General features: G+C 71.6%; 13 protein-coding genes. 5 read left to right on the top strand and 8 right to left on the bottom strand.

Going from position 1 to position 18,797, the window contains the following annotated elements:
- Nucleotides 1-33: 33 nt before the first annotated feature.
- Entirely contained in the window at nt 34-2,943 is a 2,910-nt protein-coding gene (locus tag O7543_RS02840; RefSeq protein WP_281555321.1) for a glycoside hydrolase family 48 protein, read from the bottom strand.
- A gap of 917 nt (nt 2,944-3,860) precedes the next feature.
- Between O7543_RS02840 and O7543_RS02835 the strand changes: the two genes are divergently transcribed.
- The gene (locus O7543_RS02835) at nt 3,861-5,426 is read left to right on the top strand and encodes a GH1 family beta-glucosidase (protein WP_281555322.1); all 1,566 of its coding nucleotides are present in this window, start codon (nt 3,861-3,863) and stop codon (nt 5,424-5,426) included.
- A gap of 124 nt (nt 5,427-5,550) precedes the next feature.
- Nucleotides 5,551-7,065 (top strand): serine/threonine-protein kinase, encoded by a 1,515-nt coding sequence (locus O7543_RS02830; RefSeq protein ID WP_281555323.1) that lies wholly within the window; start codon nt 5,551-5,553, stop codon nt 7,063-7,065.
- Nucleotides 7,066-7,069: 4 nt separating this feature from the next.
- Here O7543_RS02830 and O7543_RS02825 read toward each other — a convergent pair whose 3' ends face one another.
- From O7543_RS02825 to O7543_RS02815, 3 genes are all read right to left on the bottom strand, one after another.
- Entirely contained in the window at nt 7,070-7,483 is a 414-nt protein-coding gene (locus tag O7543_RS02825) for a roadblock/LC7 domain-containing protein (RefSeq protein WP_348650068.1), read from the bottom strand.
- A gap of 5 nt (nt 7,484-7,488) precedes the next feature.
- Complete coding sequence (locus O7543_RS02820; RefSeq protein WP_281555325.1) at nt 7,489-10,209, bottom strand: nitrate- and nitrite sensing domain-containing protein; 2,721 nt, start codon at nt 10,207-10,209, stop codon at nt 7,489-7,491.
- Nucleotides 10,210-10,310: 101 nt separating this feature from the next.
- Nucleotides 10,311-11,726 (bottom strand): FGGY family carbohydrate kinase, encoded by a 1,416-nt coding sequence (locus O7543_RS02815; protein WP_281555326.1) that lies wholly within the window; start codon nt 11,724-11,726, stop codon nt 10,311-10,313.
- 198 nt (nt 11,727-11,924) lie between these two features.
- Here O7543_RS02815 and O7543_RS02810 point away from each other — a divergent pair, with 198 nt between their 5' ends.
- Complete coding sequence (locus O7543_RS02810; RefSeq protein WP_281555327.1) at nt 11,925-13,982, top strand: anthranilate synthase family protein; 2,058 nt, start codon at nt 11,925-11,927, stop codon at nt 13,980-13,982.
- Here the strand turns inward: O7543_RS02810 and wrbA are convergent.
- Complete coding sequence (gene wrbA, locus O7543_RS02805) at nt 13,957-14,577, bottom strand: NAD(P)H:quinone oxidoreductase (RefSeq protein ID WP_281555328.1); 621 nt, start codon at nt 14,575-14,577, stop codon at nt 13,957-13,959. The genes O7543_RS02810 and wrbA overlap by 26 nt on opposite strands.
- A gap of 308 nt (nt 14,578-14,885) precedes the next feature.
- Here wrbA and O7543_RS02800 point away from each other — a divergent pair, with 308 nt between their 5' ends.
- Nucleotides 14,886-15,320, top strand: a complete 435-nt coding sequence (locus O7543_RS02800; protein ID WP_281555607.1) for a hypothetical protein — start codon at nt 14,886-14,888, stop codon at nt 15,318-15,320.
- 16 nt (nt 15,321-15,336) lie between these two features.
- Here O7543_RS02800 and O7543_RS02795 read toward each other — a convergent pair whose 3' ends face one another.
- From O7543_RS02795 to O7543_RS02785, 3 genes are all read right to left on the bottom strand, one after another.
- Entirely contained in the window at nt 15,337-16,323 is a 987-nt protein-coding gene (locus O7543_RS02795) for an FAD-dependent oxidoreductase (RefSeq protein WP_281555329.1), read from the bottom strand.
- Nucleotides 16,324-16,508: 185 nt separating this feature from the next.
- Nucleotides 16,509-17,201, bottom strand: coding sequence for a hypothetical protein (locus tag O7543_RS02790; RefSeq protein WP_281555330.1), 693 nt, complete (start codon nt 17,199-17,201; stop codon nt 16,509-16,511).
- A 69-nt stretch (nt 17,202-17,270) separates the two neighbouring features.
- A complete protein-coding gene (locus tag O7543_RS02785) occupies nt 17,271-17,816 on the bottom strand; it encodes a thioredoxin family protein (RefSeq protein ID WP_281555331.1) in 546 nt (181 codons plus the stop codon).
- 101 nt (nt 17,817-17,917) lie between these two features.
- Here O7543_RS02785 and O7543_RS02780 point away from each other — a divergent pair, with 101 nt between their 5' ends.
- A complete protein-coding gene (locus O7543_RS02780) occupies nt 17,918-18,796 on the top strand; it encodes a CPBP family intramembrane glutamic endopeptidase (RefSeq protein WP_281555332.1) in 879 nt (292 codons plus the stop codon).
- Nucleotide 18,797: the final 1 nt, after the last annotated feature.

Raw genomic sequence — 18,797 nt, 5'->3', positions numbered from 1 at the left:
GGGCGGGGCCGGCCGCCCACCCGGACACCGGTCTCAGTTGTTCGGGAACAGGTGACCGAAGTCGGCGTAGGCCATCGCCAGGTCAGCCTGTGCCCAGAACCGGTGGTAGCGGAACTCCGGCTCCGGCCCACCGTTGAGGTACGCCTCAACCTTCGGCCAGTCCGGGTCGTCCAGGTAGAACGACCTGATGTCCAGGAAGCTCGCGCCCGGCTCGATCGTGTCGCCGTTGGGCATGGTGCCCGACCAGCCGTTCGGGATGTACAGACCCTGCCCGGTGGAGGCGTTGTAGACGTCGTCGAAGCGACGGTAGTCACCTCTCGTCTCCACGGTGGAGGAGCCCTGCGCGTCGGCGTTGGCGTACAACGCGTCCAGCAGGCCCTTGGCGGTGTCGCGGGCCTCGGTGTCGCCGGAGGCGGCCGCGTACCACATCAGGGTCCGGGCGTAGGCCGAGGCCACGCCGACATCCTGACCGGTACCGACGACCTCGACGTGCAGGTTGTTGTTGGCACCGGGGTTGCTCGGGTTCCAGGTGTCCGGCGCGCCGGTCCACTCCATGGTCGACGGGATCGCAAAGTCCCCGCCGGTGCCGATCTCGGTGTGCGAGATGGCCCACGGCACCCACTTGTCGAGGATCTGCTTGGCCCGGGCGTCGCCGGTCACGTAGTAGACCTCGGCCACCCGCTGCAGCGACCAGACCTGCATGCCGAACCACTCGTTGCTGCCCGGGTCGTGGTAGACCGGGTGCTCCGTGTAGTACATGCCGTAGAAGGTCGGGGTGCCCGACGGAGGCTGGGCGTAGGAGCCGTTCCAGCTGTTGGTGGCACCGCCGGCGATGGCACCTTCAGCGGACTGCAGCCACTGGTAGAACTCCATCTGCCGGTCGAAGCTCTCGGTCCAGTCCTGCACCGCGGTGGCGCCGCGCGGCCGCAGCTCCGGCACGTTGGTCAGCGCCCAGGCGGCGAACGGGTTCTGGTAGCCGAAGTGGTTGTGGCTGGAGCCGATCCGCCACGACCAGGCCGCCGAGGTGTCGGTGGCGCCACCCCAGGCGTAGTACCAGGACATCAGGTAGTGCGCGGAGTCCTTACCGGTACCGGCCGGGCAGCTGGATGGGCCGACACAGTTGCCGATCCGCTTGAAGTACTTGTCGAACATCGCGTAGCGCAGGTAGTCGCCCATCCGGGCGGCTTTCGCGACGGTGGCCGCGACCGCGCTCTCGTTGCCCTGCTCCTCGGCCCAGACCAGCGCCCAGTAGGCCGCCTGAATGGCGCGGGCGTCGGCATCCGGGGCGTTGGTGTACTTCCACTGCGACGCCGGGGCGTTGTCCTCGGCGATGAACAGGTCCAGGTAGCCGTTCGGGCCGCCGTGCGCTTTGGTGTCGCAGGATGGCTGCGGGACGGTCTCCCAGACCGACTCCTGCGGGCCGCGCTGGAAGGTGTTGATGTACGCGGGTCGGGTGGTGCCGTCACCGCAGCGGCCGTAGCCGTAGACGTTGTCCACGTCGAGCAGCCAGTGCATGCCGTAGATCTCGCCGGTGCCGTACGCCGACTGCAGCTCGTTGCGCAGCGGATCGGTGCCGACCGGAACGTTCTGGTTCAGCCGCGACGGGTACTGGTCGGGGCGCAGGTACTCCGCAGCGTACTGCGGGGTGCCGGGGACACCCGCGGTCGGCTGGTCGGCGGTGCCCGGGATGATGTACCGCTCCATCACGGTCCACGCGTTGTTGAACGGCGCCCAGTTCTCGGTGACCCGGCCGTAGTTGGCCTCCAGCCAGATCCAGAAGCTGAAAGCTTCGGAGGTGGTTTCGTGGCCGTGGTCCGGGGCCTCGACGATCAGTGTCTCAATGGAGTGGTAGGGCACGCCCTCGGGGCTGAAGTAACCCGAGTTCTTGATCTTTCCGTACTGCTCCAGGAAGCGCTCGATGTACTCGTTGTCGCCGCCGGGCGAGTCGTTGTCGATCTCGGTGACCACGATGGCCAGTGGCGCCAGGCCACTCGCCGTGGCGGTGATCGTGGCCGTGCCGCTGACCGTGTCGCTGTCCTCGGCGGCCGACACGGTGACCGTCGCCCCGGTGTTCCAGTTGCTCGGGGTGAGGGTGACCGACGACGGCGACCGGGTGATGCTGTTGTCGCCGGAGATCGCAAGGCTGACCGGCAGATTACCGCTCGGCGCCGAGCTCAACCGCAGGTTGAAGCTGCTGCTGCCGCCCTCGTTGACACTCACCGACGACGGGGTGGCGATCAGACTCGGTCCAGAGGCCGGACTGACGGTGAACGCCCGCTCGGCGGTGGCGCTGGCGCCGGCGTTGTCGTACGCCCGGGCCTGCACGGTGTAGCTGCCTGCGGGCAGGTCCTCCATGACGTACTGGTACGGGCTGGTCGTGTCGGTGTTGACCAGCAGCCCGTTGCGGTAGAACTCGACCCGGTCGACGGTGCCGTCGGCGTCGCTGGCGGTCGCGGTCAGCGGGACGTCGGCCGGCGCGATGAACGGCCCCGACGGCACCGTCAAACCGACCGTGGGCGGTTGGTTCTCCGACGCGCCGTTACAGGTCACACCGTTGATGGAGAACGAGGTCGGCCGGGGGTTGGAGCCGGTGTGCGAGCCGTTGAAGCCGATGTTGGTTGACTGACCGGTGGCCAGATTGCCGTTCCAGGCGGCGTTGGTCGCGGTCACCACGTTGCCGGACTGGGTCCAGTTGGCCGACCAGCCCTGGGTGACCCGCTGGCCGCCCGGGAACGTGAAGCGCAGGGTCCACCCGGTGAGCGGATCACCGAGGTTCTCGATGGTCACGTTGGCGGTGAAGCCGTTGTTCCAGTCGTTGGTCGAATAGACGACGTCGCAGGCGGTGGCCGCGTTGGCGACGCCGGGGACGGCGGCGACACCTCCGACGACCATCACGCCAGCGGCGAGCATTGCCAGCCGCTGTCTCGTCGCGGTCAATCTCATGTGCGGGGTTCTCCTCGCGAACCAGGCCGAGGCAGTGAGGTACACCTCGGCTTGGCGCCTTGGGCGCGGTGGGCGATGTCGTGGAGCAGCGCGTCGGACGCCAGGCGCCGGATGGGTGTGACCCGTCCCGGACCGGGGTCTGCATACGACGGAGAGCGCCGGACCGGCGGCTCCGGTTCACTGCGTGGCGCCGTACCGACACGGGGTCGGATGCCCTCGGCTGCCGCTGTCGCGTGGTCTGTTGGCTCCCACCTGCGATGGTCGACAGTGTTACATGGGAGCGCTCCCGCAGCAAGTGGCAACCTTTGACAACCCACCGGAGAACCCAGACGAACCCGCATTGAGCAGGGAATTCATCAGCGATGGTCGGGCGCGGCCGGACTCACTCACGCCACCAACATGTTTCGATCTCGTTTTGGGTCTTTCACAAACCCGTGACGGAGACTACAGTCCAGAACCAACGTCGATGGGAGCGCTTCCATCGATGGATGTTGCAACACGTGAGAGTACACCGTACCTGCCGTGCCCCGCCGCCCCGGTGGAGCACACCACTACCGGTCGTACAGCTGGTGGCGGGCCAGCCCGGACTCCGCCGGCAGCTGCAGACACCACCCGGGAGAGGAGGTGGATCCAGAGCCACTCGCGTGGCCCGGCTCCCGCGCGTCACGCACGACCTGGACGCCAAACCGCTCGTGCGTGAAAGCAACTGATGGTGGGGACGGGGGTTGCCCTCCCCGTCCCCACACTACTTCCCCACACCCGGCAGGAAATCGGTCGACCCGGCACCCCGTCCGGCCGTCCGGCCGACGTGACCCGGTTCCACCACCGCCGATCCCCCCATCCGCGCCACCTGACCGGCGCATCCGCGCACCCGTGCCGCACCGCAGTGGATCGGACACCACTGTCAGGAGAGCCCGATGGCCGTACTGTCCCGCCGGCACCTGCACCGCCGGGCCGAGCGTTCCGCCGTCCGCGCCGCGAGCGGCGATCCGAGCGGCGATCCAGGCCGCGCCGCCGGCACCGGCCGCATCACCGGCACCGACCCCGGCCGAGCCATCGCCGACGCGACCGAAGCCGGCCCCGTCGACGCGACCGGGCCCGACCCGGCAGGCGATGGTTCCGCGACCCCGGCCATCCGCCACCGCGGCGATCCCGAACGTCCGATCGGTCTGCACTTTCCTAACAACTTCCGCTGGGGCGCGGCGACCTCCGCGTACCAGATCGAAGGTGCCGCCAAAGAGGACGGCCGGGGCGAATCGGTGTGGGACACCTTCAGCCACACCCCCGGTCGGACCCGCGGCGGCGATACCGGCGACGTCGCGGCCGACCACTACCATCGGTACGGCCACGACCTGGACCTGATGCGTGAGCTCGGACTGCACAGCTACCGGTTCTCCATCTCCTGGCCGCGGATCCAGCCCGACGGCACCGGTCAGCCCAACCGGCGCGGGCTGGACTTCTACCGCCGACTGGTCGCCGGGCTGCTCGAGCGGGGCATCGAGCCGATGGCCACCCTGTTCCACTGGGACCTGCCACAGGCCCTGCAGGACCTCGGCGGGTGGGAGCAGCGCGACGTGGCGTACCGCTTCGCCGAGTACGCCCAGATCCTGTTCCACGCCCTCGGCAGCGAGGTGCCGGTCTGGCTGACGATCAACGAGCCGAAGACCGTGGTACAGAACGGCTACCTCAGCGGGCATCACGCCCCGGGCCGGCCGGACGCGGACGCAGCGTACCTGGTGGCCCACCACCTCCAACTCGCGCACGGTCTGGCCGTACAGGCGCTACGCGCGGAGCGGGCCGCGTGCCGGATCGGACCGGCGCTCAACCTGCATCCCTGCTACCCAGCCGACGCGAGCCCGGCAGCCGCCGCTGCGGCCCGGCTGTACGACGGCTACGAGAACCGGCTGTACCTGGACCCGATCTTCCTCGCCAGCTACCCGGCGGACGTCCTGGCCGATCTCGGCCCGGCCAGCCGGCTGGCCGGTGGGATACACGACGGTGACCTCGATGTCATCGCCGAGCCGATCGACCTGCTGGCCGTCCAGTACTACACCCCGTTCTACGTCGCCGCAGACGGCAGCACGGTCCGCCGCTGGCCGACCTCGGAGGCGGGCTGGCAGCAGATCCACCCGGACGGCATGTTCGACGCCCTCACCCGGGTACACCGGGAGTACGGCACCGTGCCGATCACGATCACCGAGAACGGCCTGCCCACCCCGGACCGGTTGGCGACGGACGGTTCGGTGGACGATCCCGGCCGGGTCGCCTTCCTCCGGGATCACCTCGCCGCCGTGCACCGGGCGATCAGCACCGGTGTCAACGTGGAGAGCTACCATGTCTGGTCGCTGCTGGACAACTTCGAATGGGCCGAGGGATACCAGCAGCGCTGGGGGCTCATCTACGTCGACTACCCGACGCAACGGCGGATCTTCAAGCGAAGCGCGCACTGGTACCGGCGGGTGATCGCGGAGAACGCCATCTGACAGCGATGATGTTCCACGGCCGGGCCGCGCGGAAGACGACCGGGATTACATCCTCCGGAGGAACTCGCCCTCGGTAACCAGAAAACCGCACCACGCCGGGTACGCGCCAGGACAGACTGTGCCCATGGGGTTCGGTCCTGGGTTGCGTCTCGACCGGAGATACGTACTGGTCGAACGGATCGGGCTGGGTGGGATGTCCGAGGTGTGGCGGGCCAGCGACGAACTGCTCGACCGACCGGTCGCGGTGAAGGCGCTCACGCCGCCGATCGCGCCAGCGGTCCGGGCCGCTTGTCGGCAGGAGGCCCGGGCCGCGGCCCGGATCACTCATCCGCATGTCACCCAGGTGTACGACTACGGCGAGGCGGCGATCACCGAGACCGATGTGGTGCCGTTTCTGGTCCTCGAACTGGTCGACGGGGAGAACCTCGCTGCCCGCCTGGCCGGTGGGCCGCTGCCCTGGCAGGCTGCGGTCTGGCTGACCGCACAGGTGGCCAGCGGCCTGGCCGCCGCCCACCGGATCGGGGTGGTGCATCGGGACATCAAGCCGGGCAACGTCATGCTCACCGCCAGTGGCGCCAAGATCCTGGACTTCGGCATCGCCGCGTTGACCGACGGCCGACCCGCGCCCGATGCCGGCTGGTTGCTCGGCACTCCGGCGTACGCCGCACCGGAACGGCTGCTTCACTGGCCGGCCCATCCGGCGGCCGACGTCTACGCCCTCGGCGCGCTCTGCTACGAGATGCTGACCGGGTCACCACCCATACCGGCCGGCAGTTGGCGGGAGGCGGCCGTCCGGCTACAGCGACCGGACCCGCCGGCCCGACCCCGCGCCGACGGACTGCCCGCCCCCGCCGCCGATCTCTGCCTCGCCTGCCTGAGCCGGGATCCGGCGCAGCGGCCGGCCGCCGGTGAGATCGCCGACGCCCTGCACGCGGTGCTCGGCGTGATGGTCGAGTTCCCGTTGCCCGGACCGCGCCCGGTCGGCGCTTCGCCCGGCGGCCGGACCTTGGTGGACCGGCTACCGCCGGCCCGGCAGGCCGGGCCGATGCTGCGGCGGGCCGCGATGGTGGCCCAGTCGGACCAACCGGCACCGCGCCGGGCCGCGATGGCGGCGCGGCCGGCTGTCCCGCCGGACGCGCGACCACCCGCCGGCCGGGCCCGGATGTCCTCGACGGCGGTCGGTCTTGCCGGGGCCGGCGCGGCGGCGCTACTGGCCTTCGCGGTCGTGGCGGCCGCGGTACTCGGCGCGCCTCTGCCGGCCGCCGAACACGCGGCGGCCCCCTCGCCGATAGCGACCGCGCCGGTCGCCGGGGCGGCCAGGCCCCCGACCGGGCCGGACGACACACCGCCGGAGCTGCTGGCCACGGCGGCGCGGGTGGTGGAGCAGTTCGATCTGCTCGTGGCCGACGGCTCCACTGACGGGCGGATCAGGGCGGATGCCGCAGCTGACCTACGCGACGCGGCCGACCAGTTTCGCGTCTCGGTGGCGGAAGGCGCCACGCCTGAGCAGCTACGGCACCGGGCCGGCGAGCTAAGGTCGAGACTCGCCGCACACCGACAAGAGGGCACAGTGGGCACCGATATTTCCATCCAGCTCGACCTCATGCTCGCCACGCTCCTGGTGGAGGTCGCCGACTGAGAGCTCAGCGCGGCAGCGCCTGCTGCAGTTCGGCGCGCAGCGCCGGAGTCAGCATCTCACCGGCCTGCTTGGCCAACCGCGCCATCTCATAGCCGACCACACCGATGTCCGCATCGCCAGCAGCGAGGGTGGCGAGGATCGAACCGTCCCGGATATTCATGATCAGGAAGTAGCCGCGGCCCATCTCGACCACGGTCTGCTTCACCACGTCGTTGTCGAACATCTGGGCCGCACCACTGGTGATGCTCATCAGCCCGGAGGTCACCGCCGATAGCTTGTCGGCGTGGTCCCGGGGCAGATGTTCCGACACCGCGACCAGCAGACCGTCCGAAGACACCACGATGGCATGCGCGACACCCGGCACGCGCTCCGCGAACGCGCTCACCAACCAGCTGAGGTCGCGGGCCTCCTTGCTCAAAGTCTTCACTCTTGCTCCTCCTCACCACGGCGGCCGGCCGGCGCCAGGGTCATCTCGCTGGTGTCCTCGGACTCAGCCCGCCGCACACCGCCGTAGAAGCGGGACAGCACGCTACTGACCGCATCCGGATCCGGCTCGTCGACCGGCGCCGGAACGGGAGCTGCGGGAGATTCGGCGGGAACGGGCAACGAAGCCATCGGCACCCGTACCGGTAGTCCCTTGCTGCTGGTCCCGGCGGTTACCGGAACCACCGGCGGCGCTGGGGCGGGTGGCAGCGGAGCGACCGGTCCACGTTGACGTTCCCACCAGACGCTGCCGCCGCCGGCCGCGGCGCCGCCGGCCGCGGCGCCACCGGCGGAGGCGAGGATGGCCTCGGCCCGCGCCGGGGTGGGTCGGCGACCGCCGCGCCGGACCGCCACGGTCCGGTCACCGGCGGCCGGTCCGGCCGGCAGCGCGGTCATCTGACGCAACGCCGGTACCGCACGCGGCTGCTCGACCACAGCTGGTTGCGCAGGCACCACCGGAACCGGTTCGTCCGCCGGGATCGACGGACGAGCGGCCGGCGGGGCGAACGCCGGCCCACGACCACCCAACACAGCCGGTGGCCGGCCGGCCACCGGGTCACCGGCGCTGGCCCGCACCGCCGCGCCGACGGCACGCATCTCCCTGGTCGGGTAGTCGGTCGGGCTACGGCCGACCGACGCGACGTACGGCGAGTCCTCGTCCGGCGCCGCGAGCACCGTGCCGGGCAGCCACACGTTGGCCACCAGCCCCCGTTCGGCCGGCCGCAACTGCACCCGTACCCCTAGCCGGGCGGCCAGGTGGCTGACGACGAACAGCCCCATCCGCTCGGAGGCGGCGACGTCGGCGTCGGGCGGTTCGGCCAGGGTCGCGTTGGCCTGCTCGATCGCCTCGGCGGACATCCCCATCCCCTCGTCGGTGATCTCGATGAGAACCGACTGGGGCGCGTACTCGTGTCCGGTGACGTGCACGTTGGTGTACGGCGAGGAGAAGGCGGTGGCGTTCTCCAGCAGCTCTGCGAGCAGGTGCACCAGGTCGCCGACGGCGTGCCCGACGATGTGCAGCTTGTCCTCGACGTCGTGGCGGATCCGCGGGTACTGCTCAATCTCGGCAGCGGCGGCCAGAGTCACCGCCGACAGCGCCACCGGACGGCTCCACCGCCGGCTAGCCTCGGTCCCGGCCAGCACCAACAGGCTCTCGTCGTTGCGGCGCATCCGGGCAGCCAGGTGGTCGAGCTTGAACAGGTTGTCCAGCTGGTCCGGGTCGCCCTCGTCGCGTTCCAGCTCGTCGAGCAGCTCCAGTTGCCGTTCGACCAGCACCTGGCTGCGGCGGGCCAGGTTGACGAACATCGCATTGACGTTGCGGCGCATCACCGCCTGCTCCACCGCGACGGTCACCGCGCTACGGTGCACCGCGACGAACGCCTCGGCGACCTCACCGACCTCGTCGCGGGTGCGTACCGCCGCCGGAGGAATCTCGATCTGCGGGACCCCGGACTCCACCGAACGGAGCCGTTGCAGGGTGTCCGGCAGGTCGAGCTGGGCGACCTGCAACGCCTGGCTCCGCAGGACCCGCAGCGATCGGGCGATCGACCGCCCGATCGCCACCGAGGTGAACAACGCGATGAACAGCACCCCGAGCACCGCCCCGGCGACCAGCACTGTCCGTTGCAGCTGCTGGTCGCTGCGGGCATCGGCGAGGCTCACCGCGCTGCCCAGCACGCCCGACTCGACCTGACGCAGCAGCTGGTGGCGGTCCTGGCTGGCGGCCCACCAGGCGTCCGGTTCCAGCACCGCCGGGCTGGCGGCGCCACCGACGATGGTGGTTTCCTCCAGGTCCACCGCGGCGACGAACCGGGGGTCGGCGGCGGCCTGGCCGTACCGGGCGATCTGGTTGCCGGTCGCGGTCACCCGAAACTCGGCGAGCGCGGTCAGTTGCTGCGCCCGTAGGTCGGTCAGACTGACCTGGTCCTCGGGTCCGTACCGGCCGGCCCGGGCGGCGGCGTACAGCTGCGCCCGGACCCGGGAGCCGAGCTCCTTCACCCGGGCCAGCTGGACGCTGCGCAGCACCGCCTGGGTCAGCTCCGGCCGGTCCTGACCCGGCGACGGTTCGGCGAGCAGCTCCAGCAGAGTGTCGATGGCCCGGGTGTAGTTGCCGAACACGGTGTCGGCTCCGACCGCGCCGCCGGAGATGGACTCACGCAGCGGTGGCAGCTGGTCCAGCGATTCGAGCACCCGGCTGTAGGCGGTCTGCCAGGCCGCGTCCCCGCCGGCCTGTGGGCCGGCGGCGGCCAGGAAGTCGGCGATCCGGCGGTCGACGGCGTCGTAGTGCGGCTGCAGCGCCTCGACGCTGCGCTCCGGGTCGTACCCGGTGCCGCTCTGTCGGGCGGCGAGTTCGCCGGCGGTCCGGTCGCGTTCCTGCTGCAACTCGTGTACCAGCGCGGTGACCTGCTCGCCGATCTGGACCTGCCGGGCGAACTCGTTGAGTGCCGTCGCCTGGCCGACCAGTGAGCCGGTCTGCACCGAGGCGACCACCAGGAACGCCACCGACGGGACGACCAGCACCGCGGCGAGTTTCGCGCCCATCCGCCAGTCCCGTGGACGCAGCCGGAGCCGACGACGGTGTGGCGTCACACCGTCACCATTGGTCACGCGGCGGCGGGGGTACGGCACCGCGTTGTCGTACGGGCCACCGGGAGCAACCACCACGCCTCCTCGCCGTTTTCCCCGACACCGGCCAAGCCGAGGAGCGGGGTCCATCCAACCAGGCCACGTTCCGCTGTCAATGCGGCGACCTGCGGGAAGGCTCACGAAGGATACAGTGGCTGACTGGCGGGTAGCTTACCCGCCGACTCACCATCATCCGTCCGGCCGATGTCGCGTGCCGGCCCCGGCCCGTCGAACCGGCCGAGAGCGACCAGCGTGGCCCCAGTGGCACCGACCTCGGGCTCGGCCATATAGCGCACCTGACGCGGGGCGAGTGCCGCACCGAACGCCCTGCGCCACCAATCGGATGCGGAGAGTGCGCCGCCGCCGAGAACGACCTCGGTCACGGGGCCGTCCATCGTCGATTCGATCTCGTCCAGGTCACCTGCCACCTGCCGGCAGACGCCCTCCATCAGCCCGGCGAAGATGTCGACCGCTGTGGTGCCGAACCCCAGTCCGCGCAGCTCGCCGGAGCCGGCCGGGGCACGGCCCGGCGGGCGGTCGCCACCGAACCGGGGATCCGCAGGAACGCCCTCACCCGGCTCGATCAGATCCAGCGCCCGGTTCAGCTCGGCTCCCTGCGGCAGGCGCAGTTCCCGGTTCGCCCAGCTGTAGAGGTTGCCGCCGGCGGAGTAGGCCCGGCCGGTGACGATCCGGGTGTGGTCGACACGATAGCGCCACAGCTGTGCCGGCAATGGCGGCAACGGCACGCCCGGCGCAGCCAACTGGACCACCCGTACCGCAGCTGAGGTGCCGACCGTGACCGCAGCCCGGCTGGGGTCCAGGCATCCGGAGCCGATGTTGGAGGCGGCGCCGTCGCCGATCGTCGGGGTCCACGGCACGCCGGCCAACGCCGGCCAACGCCGGGCGAACTCGGCCCGCAGCTGCCCGCGCCAGTCCGCCGGGGCCAGCTCCGGAAGCTCACCAGGACGTACCGTGGCCAGCTGCACGGCCTCGGGGTCCCACTGCATGGTCACCAGGTCGAGCATGCCGGTGCCGGACGCCTGGGACACCGACATCGGCGCATGCCCGAGCAGACCGGCCAGCACGTACTCCGGCAGGCCGACGAAGCGCGCCGGCCGGCCGCCGCAGTGGCGGCGCAGCCACGGTAGTCGCACCGTCCAGTAGAAGCGGTGCCACCAGGTGCCGGTGCGCTGGTGGAAGTCGGCTTCGTCGGCCGGCGCGGCCGCACCGGGCAACGTGGCCGGTCGGGTGTCCAGCCAGGTCATCAGCGGGCCGATCGGGGCACCAGCGGGATCCAGCGGCAGCACCGAGTGCCACTGGGCCGCCGAGGCGACCAGGCCGACACCGTCGAGCCGGCCGGCCGAGTCGAGCTCGTCGATGCAGTCGATCAGAGCGGCCAGGTAGTCGGCCGGGTCAAGGGTGGCGGCGCCGTCCCGGTCGACCGCCAACGCCACCTTGCGGCGGGCCAACGCGTCCTGCTGCGGCACGGCCGCGTTGTCGAGGATCAGGCCGCGCACCGACGAGGTGCCGAGATCGAGGGCGAGGATGCTCATCGTCGATCACCGTACCCAGCCACGGTCCCGGACCGGTATGCTGGCGCCATGCTCGCGCTCACTCGCTGCTGGTGGCCCGCCGACCTGGCGGCCCCGCCGCGCGTCTAGCGCGAAACCATCCGGCCGCCCGTCGAGGCGGCCACCGGGACCCCACCCGGGCAGTTCCTCGCCGGGCCGCCCGAAGCCCGAGGGGACCCGATGACCGACCACCTGTCCAGCCTGCTGCGCGCCGTGCACGACGGCGTCGACCCAGGTCCGTTCGCGCTGCTGCGGCGCGACGGCGCCGACGTCATCGAACTGCTCCGTGGCACACCGCACCGCGCCGACCGGCTGGCGGACATCCCGCTGCCGGCCGGACCGACGAACCAGCCGGCGACGCTGGCGGTGGTCCCGTACCGGCAGATCGCCGAACGCGGGTTCGCCCACGTCGACGACGGGCTTCCGCTGGAGTGCATCCGGGTGTCGACCTACCGTCAGGTACCGGTCGCGGCGGCGGTCCGCGACCTGCCCGGCACGCCGGTGGCGACCGACGGCGGCGGCTTCGACATCGCCGACGACGAGTACGCCGACCTGGTGGCCCGGGTGCTGCGGGACGAGATCGGCAACGGTGCCGGCGCCAACTTCGTACTGCACCGCACCTACCGGGCCCGGCTGGTGGCACCGGGCGGGTCCGCCGCCGACCGGATGGGCCGCTCGGCGGCGCTGGTCGCCGGGCTGAGCGCGCTCCGCCGGCTGCTGTGCGACGAACTCGGCGCCTACTGGACGTTCCTGGTCTACACCGGCGAGCGGGTGCTGGTCGGCGCGACGCCGGAACGCCACGTCAGCGTGAGCGACGGACTGGCCATGATGAACCCGATCAGCGGCACCCTGCGGCATCCGCAGGGTGAGCCGGATCTCGCCACCGTGCTGTCGTTCCTCGACGATCCCAAAGAGGTCGAGGAGCTCTACATGGTGCTCGACGAGGAGCTCAAGATGATGGCGACGGTCGCCGAGCACGGCGGCCAGGTGATCGGCCCCTACCTGAAGCGGATGTCCCGGCTGAGCCACACCGAGTACCTGCTCGCCGGACGCAACTGCCACGACGTGCGGGAGGTGCTCCGGCAGACGATGTTCGCGCCGACCGTCACCGGCAGCCCGATCGAGAGCGCCTGCCGGGTGATCGCCCGGTACAGCCCCGGTGGACGCCGCTACTACGCCGGGGTGCTCGCACTGCTCGGCCACGACCTGGCCGGCGCGCAGACACTCGACGCCCCGATCCTGATCCGGGCCGCCGAGATCGATCTGACCGGGGAGATCCGCGTGCCGGTCGGCGCGACCCTGGTGCGTCACTCCACACCGTCCGGTGAGGTGGCCGAGACGCACGCGAAGGCGTCGGCGGTCCTCGCGTCGCTCGGGCTCGCCTCCGGTCCGGCCTCCACGCCCTTCTCCGGTCCGGACTCCGCACCGGCGGCGCCTTCGGACCGGCCGGCGGCCGACCGGGCCGTGACCTGCGGAATCGGGCTGCCGGCCGGGACTGCCGGCACCGGCGTCGCCGCCGCGCTCGCCCACCCCGAACACCCCACCGTGGTACGCGCGTTGGCCGCCCGCAACGACCGGCTGGCCCGCTTCTGGCTGGAGCAGCGGGTTTCCGGTGCGGTGGCCGAGTCCCGGTTGACCGATCTGGACGTGTTGGTCCTGGACGCCGAGGACAGCTTCACCGGCATGCTCGCCCACCTGCTGCGGGCGCTCGGCGCGGCGGTCCGGCAGGTCCGCTGGGACCGGATCGCGACGGTAGACCTGGCAACCGCGGACGTCCTGGTCGCCGGGCCCGGCCCGGGTGACCCGACCGATCCGGCGCAGCCCCGGATGGCGGTGCTGCGCCGGGTCGTGGAGGCCGCGCTGCACCGTGGGCAGCCGCTGCTCGGCATCTGTCTGGGCCACCAGGTGCTTGCCGACCGGCTCGGCCTGGCGGTGACCCGGCGGCCACTGCCCAGCCAGGGACTGCAGCGGGAGATCGACCTTCTCGGTGTCCCGCGCCGGGTCGGCTTCTACTCAAGTTTCACCGCCAGCAGCGCCACCGCGAGCCTGCCCACTCCGTACGGGCAGGTCCGGCTGTGCCGGGACGAGACCGACGGCGCGGTGCACGCGCTGGTCGGCCCGCGTTTCGCCGGGGTGCAGTTCCATCCCGAGTCGGTACTCAGCCCGGACGGCTTGGACGTACTGCGGGACCTGCTGGTCGATCTGGTCGCGGTCAACCGGCGGCCAGACCGCGTTTGACCGCCGCGGCGATGTCGACCACCCGCCGGGCGGTCAGGGCGGTCGCGGTCAGCGCCGCCTCGTCCGGCGGGATCTCGCCGTTGTTGCTGGTGTGGGAGGCGCCGTACGGATTGCCGCCGACGAACTGGCTCGGCTCCACGTAGCCGGGGGTGACCACGATGCCGCCCCAGTGGTAGACGACGTTGTACAGCGACAACAGCGTCGCCTCCTGTCCGCCGTGCGCGGTGGCGGTCGAGCAGAACCCGGAGAACACCTTGTTGACCAGGACCCCCTTGGCCCACAGCGGCCCGCTGCCGTCGATGAACTGCTTCAGCTGCGCGGCCATCACCCCGTACCGGGTCGGGGTGCCGAAGATGACCGCGTCCGACCAGGCCAGATCGTCGATCTCGGCCTCCATCACGTCCTCGGCTTCCAACCGGTGCGCGTGCCAGCCGGAGTTGGACCGGATCGCCTCCTCGGGGGCGAGCTCGCGGGCCTTGCGCAGCCGCACCTGCGCCCCGGCCTTCTCCGCAGCCTCCACGGCGGCCTGCGCCATCTGGTACGTGGTCCCCGTGGCGCTGTAGTAGATCACCGACAGGTTGATCGGGTCGTCCATCGATAGCTCCTTCGGCTCGGGTCTGCCCCCGGTACCGCGCTACCCGTTCGTTGCGCCGGCAAACACCGGTGCCGGCATCGGCCCGGACGGTGCCCGCCGATCCGTCCGGTGCCGGGAGCGCGGCGCCCGCGCAGCCGGTCCGTTCACAACGCTGGATCCGGGATCGTGAACGAACGGACCCTGGGCGACGCGTGAACAGGGTAGGTAGTTTTCGTTACGACTCGGTCGCCGCCGCCGACCCGCTCTTCCCGCCGGTACGCCCGCCGACCGTCCGGCGCACCCCGCCGTCGATCTTTGAGGAGGTCCTGATGCGTGACCGTCAGGCGCTCGCGTTGGCGTTCGATGTCCCGGGCCTGCCACCACTGAAGAATCAGACACTGTCCATCTTCACCGCCGGTAATCGGCAGGCGGCGCGGGTCCGTACCCTGCTGACCGCAGCGTGCGACGCGGCGCAGCGCAGCGGCTGGACGCCGCTGGCCGATCCGGTTGCGCTGGAGGTCGTGGTACGTCGTCCGAGCGGGCACCAGTTCGGCTACGCGACGAACTTCCTCGGCGGCATCGGCGACGTACTGCAGGACAAGCGCCACGAACCGGCCGGCACCGTCGCCCACCTCGGCGTCCTCGTCGACGTGGCGCTGTTTGTCACCGACCGGCAGATCCAGCGGATCTGCTACCGCGAGGAGTACGCCGACGAGCCGTCGTACCAGGTGACGGTCACCGCGCTCGACCAGCCCGACGGCTGAAGGCGGCCCGGCGCCGTCACGCAGGCTCGACCGCGAGCGACGCCACCTCGTCGGCGCAGCCCCAGCTCAGCGTCACGCCGGCACCGCCGTGGCCGTAGCAGTGAATCAGCTGCGTGACCCCGGCGGGCGGCGCGGGATCGGCCTCCACCCGGGCACCGCCGTGCCGCCCAGGCCGCAGGCCGACCCGCTGGGCAAGGACCGCCGCACCGGCCAGCTCGGGAACGAGTGCGGCGCAGCGGGCCCGGATCGCCCGGCTCGTCGCCGGGTCGGGCAGTTCGCCGTCGACGCCTGGCTCGAAGGTGCCGCCGAGCACGACGTCGCGTCGCCGGGGGTGCACGTACGTGGCGCCGTCGGGGTGGTCTTCGTCGCGTACCGAGGTGGCGATGCCTGGATTGGCCACCAGCACCACCTGGCCGCGGATCGGATGTACCGCCGGATCGGCGGCCAACCGACCGGCGGCCAGGCCGGTGGCGTTCACCACCACCGGCGCCAGCTGGCCCGCCTCGGCCAGATTGCACAGGTCACGCTGGCGCAGGACGCCGCCAGCGGAGACGAACCGTCGGGTGAGCCAGTCCAGGTACGGTCGCATCTCCACGGTGGGCACCGTGCACCGCCACTCGGCAACCACCTCACCGGCCGGACCGGCGCCGGTGGCCGGCACCACCGGGGTGACCGGGCAGTAACGCAGGTCGGGAACGGCCGCCGCCCACCACGGTGGATCGTCGACCGGGGTACGCAGCAGCATCCGGGTCGGTCGCATCACCACCCCCGGGACCGGCTGCCGGGCCTGGTCGGCCAGTTCGTCGAAGGTGCGACGGGCCCAGTCGAGCACCCGGGACGTGCCGTCGGTCCGGGTCGGGTACCAGACCGCGGCGGCCACCGCCGACACGGTCTGCTCGACGGGGTGGGCGGTGACCACGGTCACCCGTAGTCCCCGTTGCTGCAGCCGGACGGCACAGCTGAGCCCGATGATGCCGGCTCCGACCACCACCGCGTCAGACACCGTCTCTCCTGTCTGTCCCGTCCGCCCGGTCGGTCCGCTCCGGGCGGTACCCGTACCCGCCGGGCCACATCCTGCCGGACCGGGTCACGGTCCGTACGACGGCCCCAGCCGCAGCGGCCCCGCGACAGCCTCAACCCGCAGCGGCCCCGTGACAGCCCCAGCCGGAAGCGGTCAGCGGTCAGCGGTCAGTACCCGACGTCGACGGCGACGATGAACCGGCCGTCGAGGCCGACCTCGGCGACCCGTACCGGCGGCGGCTGGTCGGGCCCGTCGGCCGGGTCGAGACCCAGACCGTAGGTGACCCGGCCCTCGTAGTCGCCGGCGAACCCGTAGCCACGCAGGCTGCCCAGCCGCAGCTGGGTGCCGGGCGATCGGCGGACCGACGTCCGGCCGTACGCGTCGTGTGCCTGCGCGGTGACGAACCGAATCTGCAGAAAGCAGTCGCCGGGCAGGTCGACCGGCTCACCCGTGCCGTCGAAGACGATCCGTGGCTGGTAACCGACCTCGTAGGACGGAAATCCGGACCGGAACACGAACGAGATCCGGCTGTACGCCGGGTCGGCGTCGGCGTGGTCGGTGGCTTCGACCTCCACCAGGTACGGCAGCGGCGGAGCCGGCCGGGGTGCGACCGGCGGATGGACGCCGTTGCGGATCACGACGGTCTGCGACGGCACCGACCAGCCGTACCGCACCCGGCGCTCGCCCGGGCCGGGGCCGTTGGTTCCGTCCGGTCCCCCCGGTCCGCTCCAGCCTGGGTCCACCACCACGGGTGACTCCCGCTGGCCGACGCCGGCTCCCGTCGGGTCGGCCGCGGTGCAGCCGGCGGCGGCCAGCAGTGCGGCGAGGCTGAGGATCAGCGGTACGCGCAGATGGGTCATACCGGACTGACGCGCGGCCGCCGATCGGGGTTTACCAGGGGCCGGAAGCCGCCCGCACCGACGGTCCGGTCAGGATCGCCACTTGATCGAGCAGCCCATGCTGGGCTGGTGCGGCTCGGGTACCGGCTGCCCGGCCAGCACCAGTTCGATCGCGGCCCGCAGCGCCGCCCCGGTGACCGGCTTGCCATTGCCCGGGGTGGAGTCGTCGAACGCGCCCCGGTAGGCCAGGGTGCGGTCGGCGCCGTACAGGAAGAAGTCCGGTGTGCACACCGCCTGGTAGGCGCGCCCGATCTGCTGGGTGGCGTCGACGAGGTACGGGAACGTCCAGCCGGCCCGCTGGGCCTGCGCGGCGAGTTGCGCGGGGGCGTCATCGGGGTAGGCGTCGACGTCGTTGGTGCAGATGCCGACGACTGCCAGGTTCGGGAACTCGGCGAGCACCTTGGCGAGTCCGACCTCGACATGCTTCACGTAGGGACAGTGGTTGCAGACAAAGGCGACGAGCAGCGCCGGGGCGTCGGCGAAGTCGTCGCGGCGGACCACGTGACCGGAGACGTCCGCCAGCGCGAAGTCGGGCGCGGGGGTGCCCAACGGCACCATCTCTGAGGTGACAGCCATGCCCGCCACCCTACCCGTGCGGTCGGCCAGGGCAGCGACAGTGCCATCTCGAGGCGGTACGCGCATACGTCGGGATGCGACCGCTGGCTACCCTCGGCGCCATGCCGTCACGCGTCGTCGCACCGGACCGGCTGTTGACCGGGTTCGGCCTGACGATGATCGGCGGCGCACCGCTGTGGCTACTCGCCACCGAGCGTAGCGAATTGACGACCTCGGCGGACGTCGAGGCGTCCCCGGTGACGGTCGCCGCGGTGGTGGTGCCGTTGGTCGCCGGGATGCTGCTGGCCAGGCTGGTGCCGCCGCGACTGCCGGTGTTGCGCCCGGCGGTTGCCGACGCGCGGGCGGCCCTCACCCGGCAGGTGGTCGGCCTGGGCGCGGTCGCGGTGGCGTTCGCCACGCTGGCGTTGCCCCTCGGGCCGGGAAGCGTCTGGTACGGCCCGGTGAAGGTCGCACTGCTGCTCGGCGGCGCATGGTGGGTGCTGCGGACCTGGCCGGCAGCACCGCCCGGCGGTCGGGAGCATCGACGGGCGCTCCCGGGGCGCTGGTACTGGCTGGGCCCAGTGCCGGCGGTCGTCGGCTGGGCCTGGTTGGCGTACCACAGCCCGCTGGCCGGACCGTCCGACCTGTCCGGCTACCGGGCGTACGACCCGATGGTCCTGCTCGCGGCAATGCTGCTGACCTTCCTGACCGCGAGTGTGCTGGAGGAGGTCTTCTACCGGCTGCTGCTGCAGACGCGGTTGGAGGCGCTGCTCGGCCGCTGGCCGGCGATCACCGCGACCGCGCTGCTGTACGCGGCGATGCACACCCATCGGGTCGGCACCGGCCCGCTGGCCGACACGGTCGCGGTGGTGCTGATGTTCAACGGCGGTCTCGGCCTGTTCCTCGGCTACCTGTGGTCGAGGTACCGCAACGTGTGGGCGATCGTCGCCGTGCACGGTGCGGTCAATTCGCTCACTCTGCTGCCGCTGCTCGTCGGCTGAC

It is taken from the genome of Solwaraspora sp. WMMA2080 (genome assembly GCF_027497395.1).
Classification (GTDB): Bacteria; Actinomycetota; Actinomycetes; order Mycobacteriales; family Micromonosporaceae; genus Micromonospora_E.
Note: the sequence above shows the minus strand (reverse complement) of the source record. Positions and strands in the feature narration are given on the sequence as shown.

Bases quoted from the DNA above. Each gene is read 5' to 3' on its own strand.
- O7543_RS02835 (WP_281555322.1), top strand. From the start codon at position 3,861: ATGGCCGTACTGTCCCGCCGGCACCTGCACCGCCGGGCCGAGCGTTCC.
- O7543_RS02810 (WP_281555327.1), top strand. From the start codon at position 11,925: ATGACCGACCACCTGTCCAGCCTGCTGCGCGCCGTGCACGACGGCGTC.
- O7543_RS02790 (WP_281555330.1), bottom strand. From the start codon at position 17,201: ATGACCCATCTGCGCGTACCGCTGATCCTCAGCCTCGCCGCACTGCTG.
- wrbA (WP_281555328.1), bottom strand. From the start codon at position 14,577: ATGGACGACCCGATCAACCTGTCGGTGATCTACTACAGCGCCACGGGG.
- O7543_RS02780 (WP_281555332.1), top strand. From the start codon at position 17,918: ATGCCGTCACGCGTCGTCGCACCGGACCGGCTGTTGACCGGGTTCGGC.
- O7543_RS02840 (WP_281555321.1), bottom strand. From the start codon at position 2,943: ATGAGATTGACCGCGACGAGACAGCGGCTGGCAATGCTCGCCGCTGGC.
- O7543_RS02800 (WP_281555607.1), top strand. From the start codon at position 14,886: ATGCGTGACCGTCAGGCGCTCGCGTTGGCGTTCGATGTCCCGGGCCTG.
- O7543_RS02830 (WP_281555323.1), top strand. From the start codon at position 5,551: ATGGGGTTCGGTCCTGGGTTGCGTCTCGACCGGAGATACGTACTGGTC.
- O7543_RS02815 (WP_281555326.1), bottom strand. From the start codon at position 11,726: ATGAGCATCCTCGCCCTCGATCTCGGCACCTCGTCGGTGCGCGGCCTG.
- O7543_RS02785 (WP_281555331.1), bottom strand. From the start codon at position 17,816: ATGGCTGTCACCTCAGAGATGGTGCCGTTGGGCACCCCCGCGCCCGAC.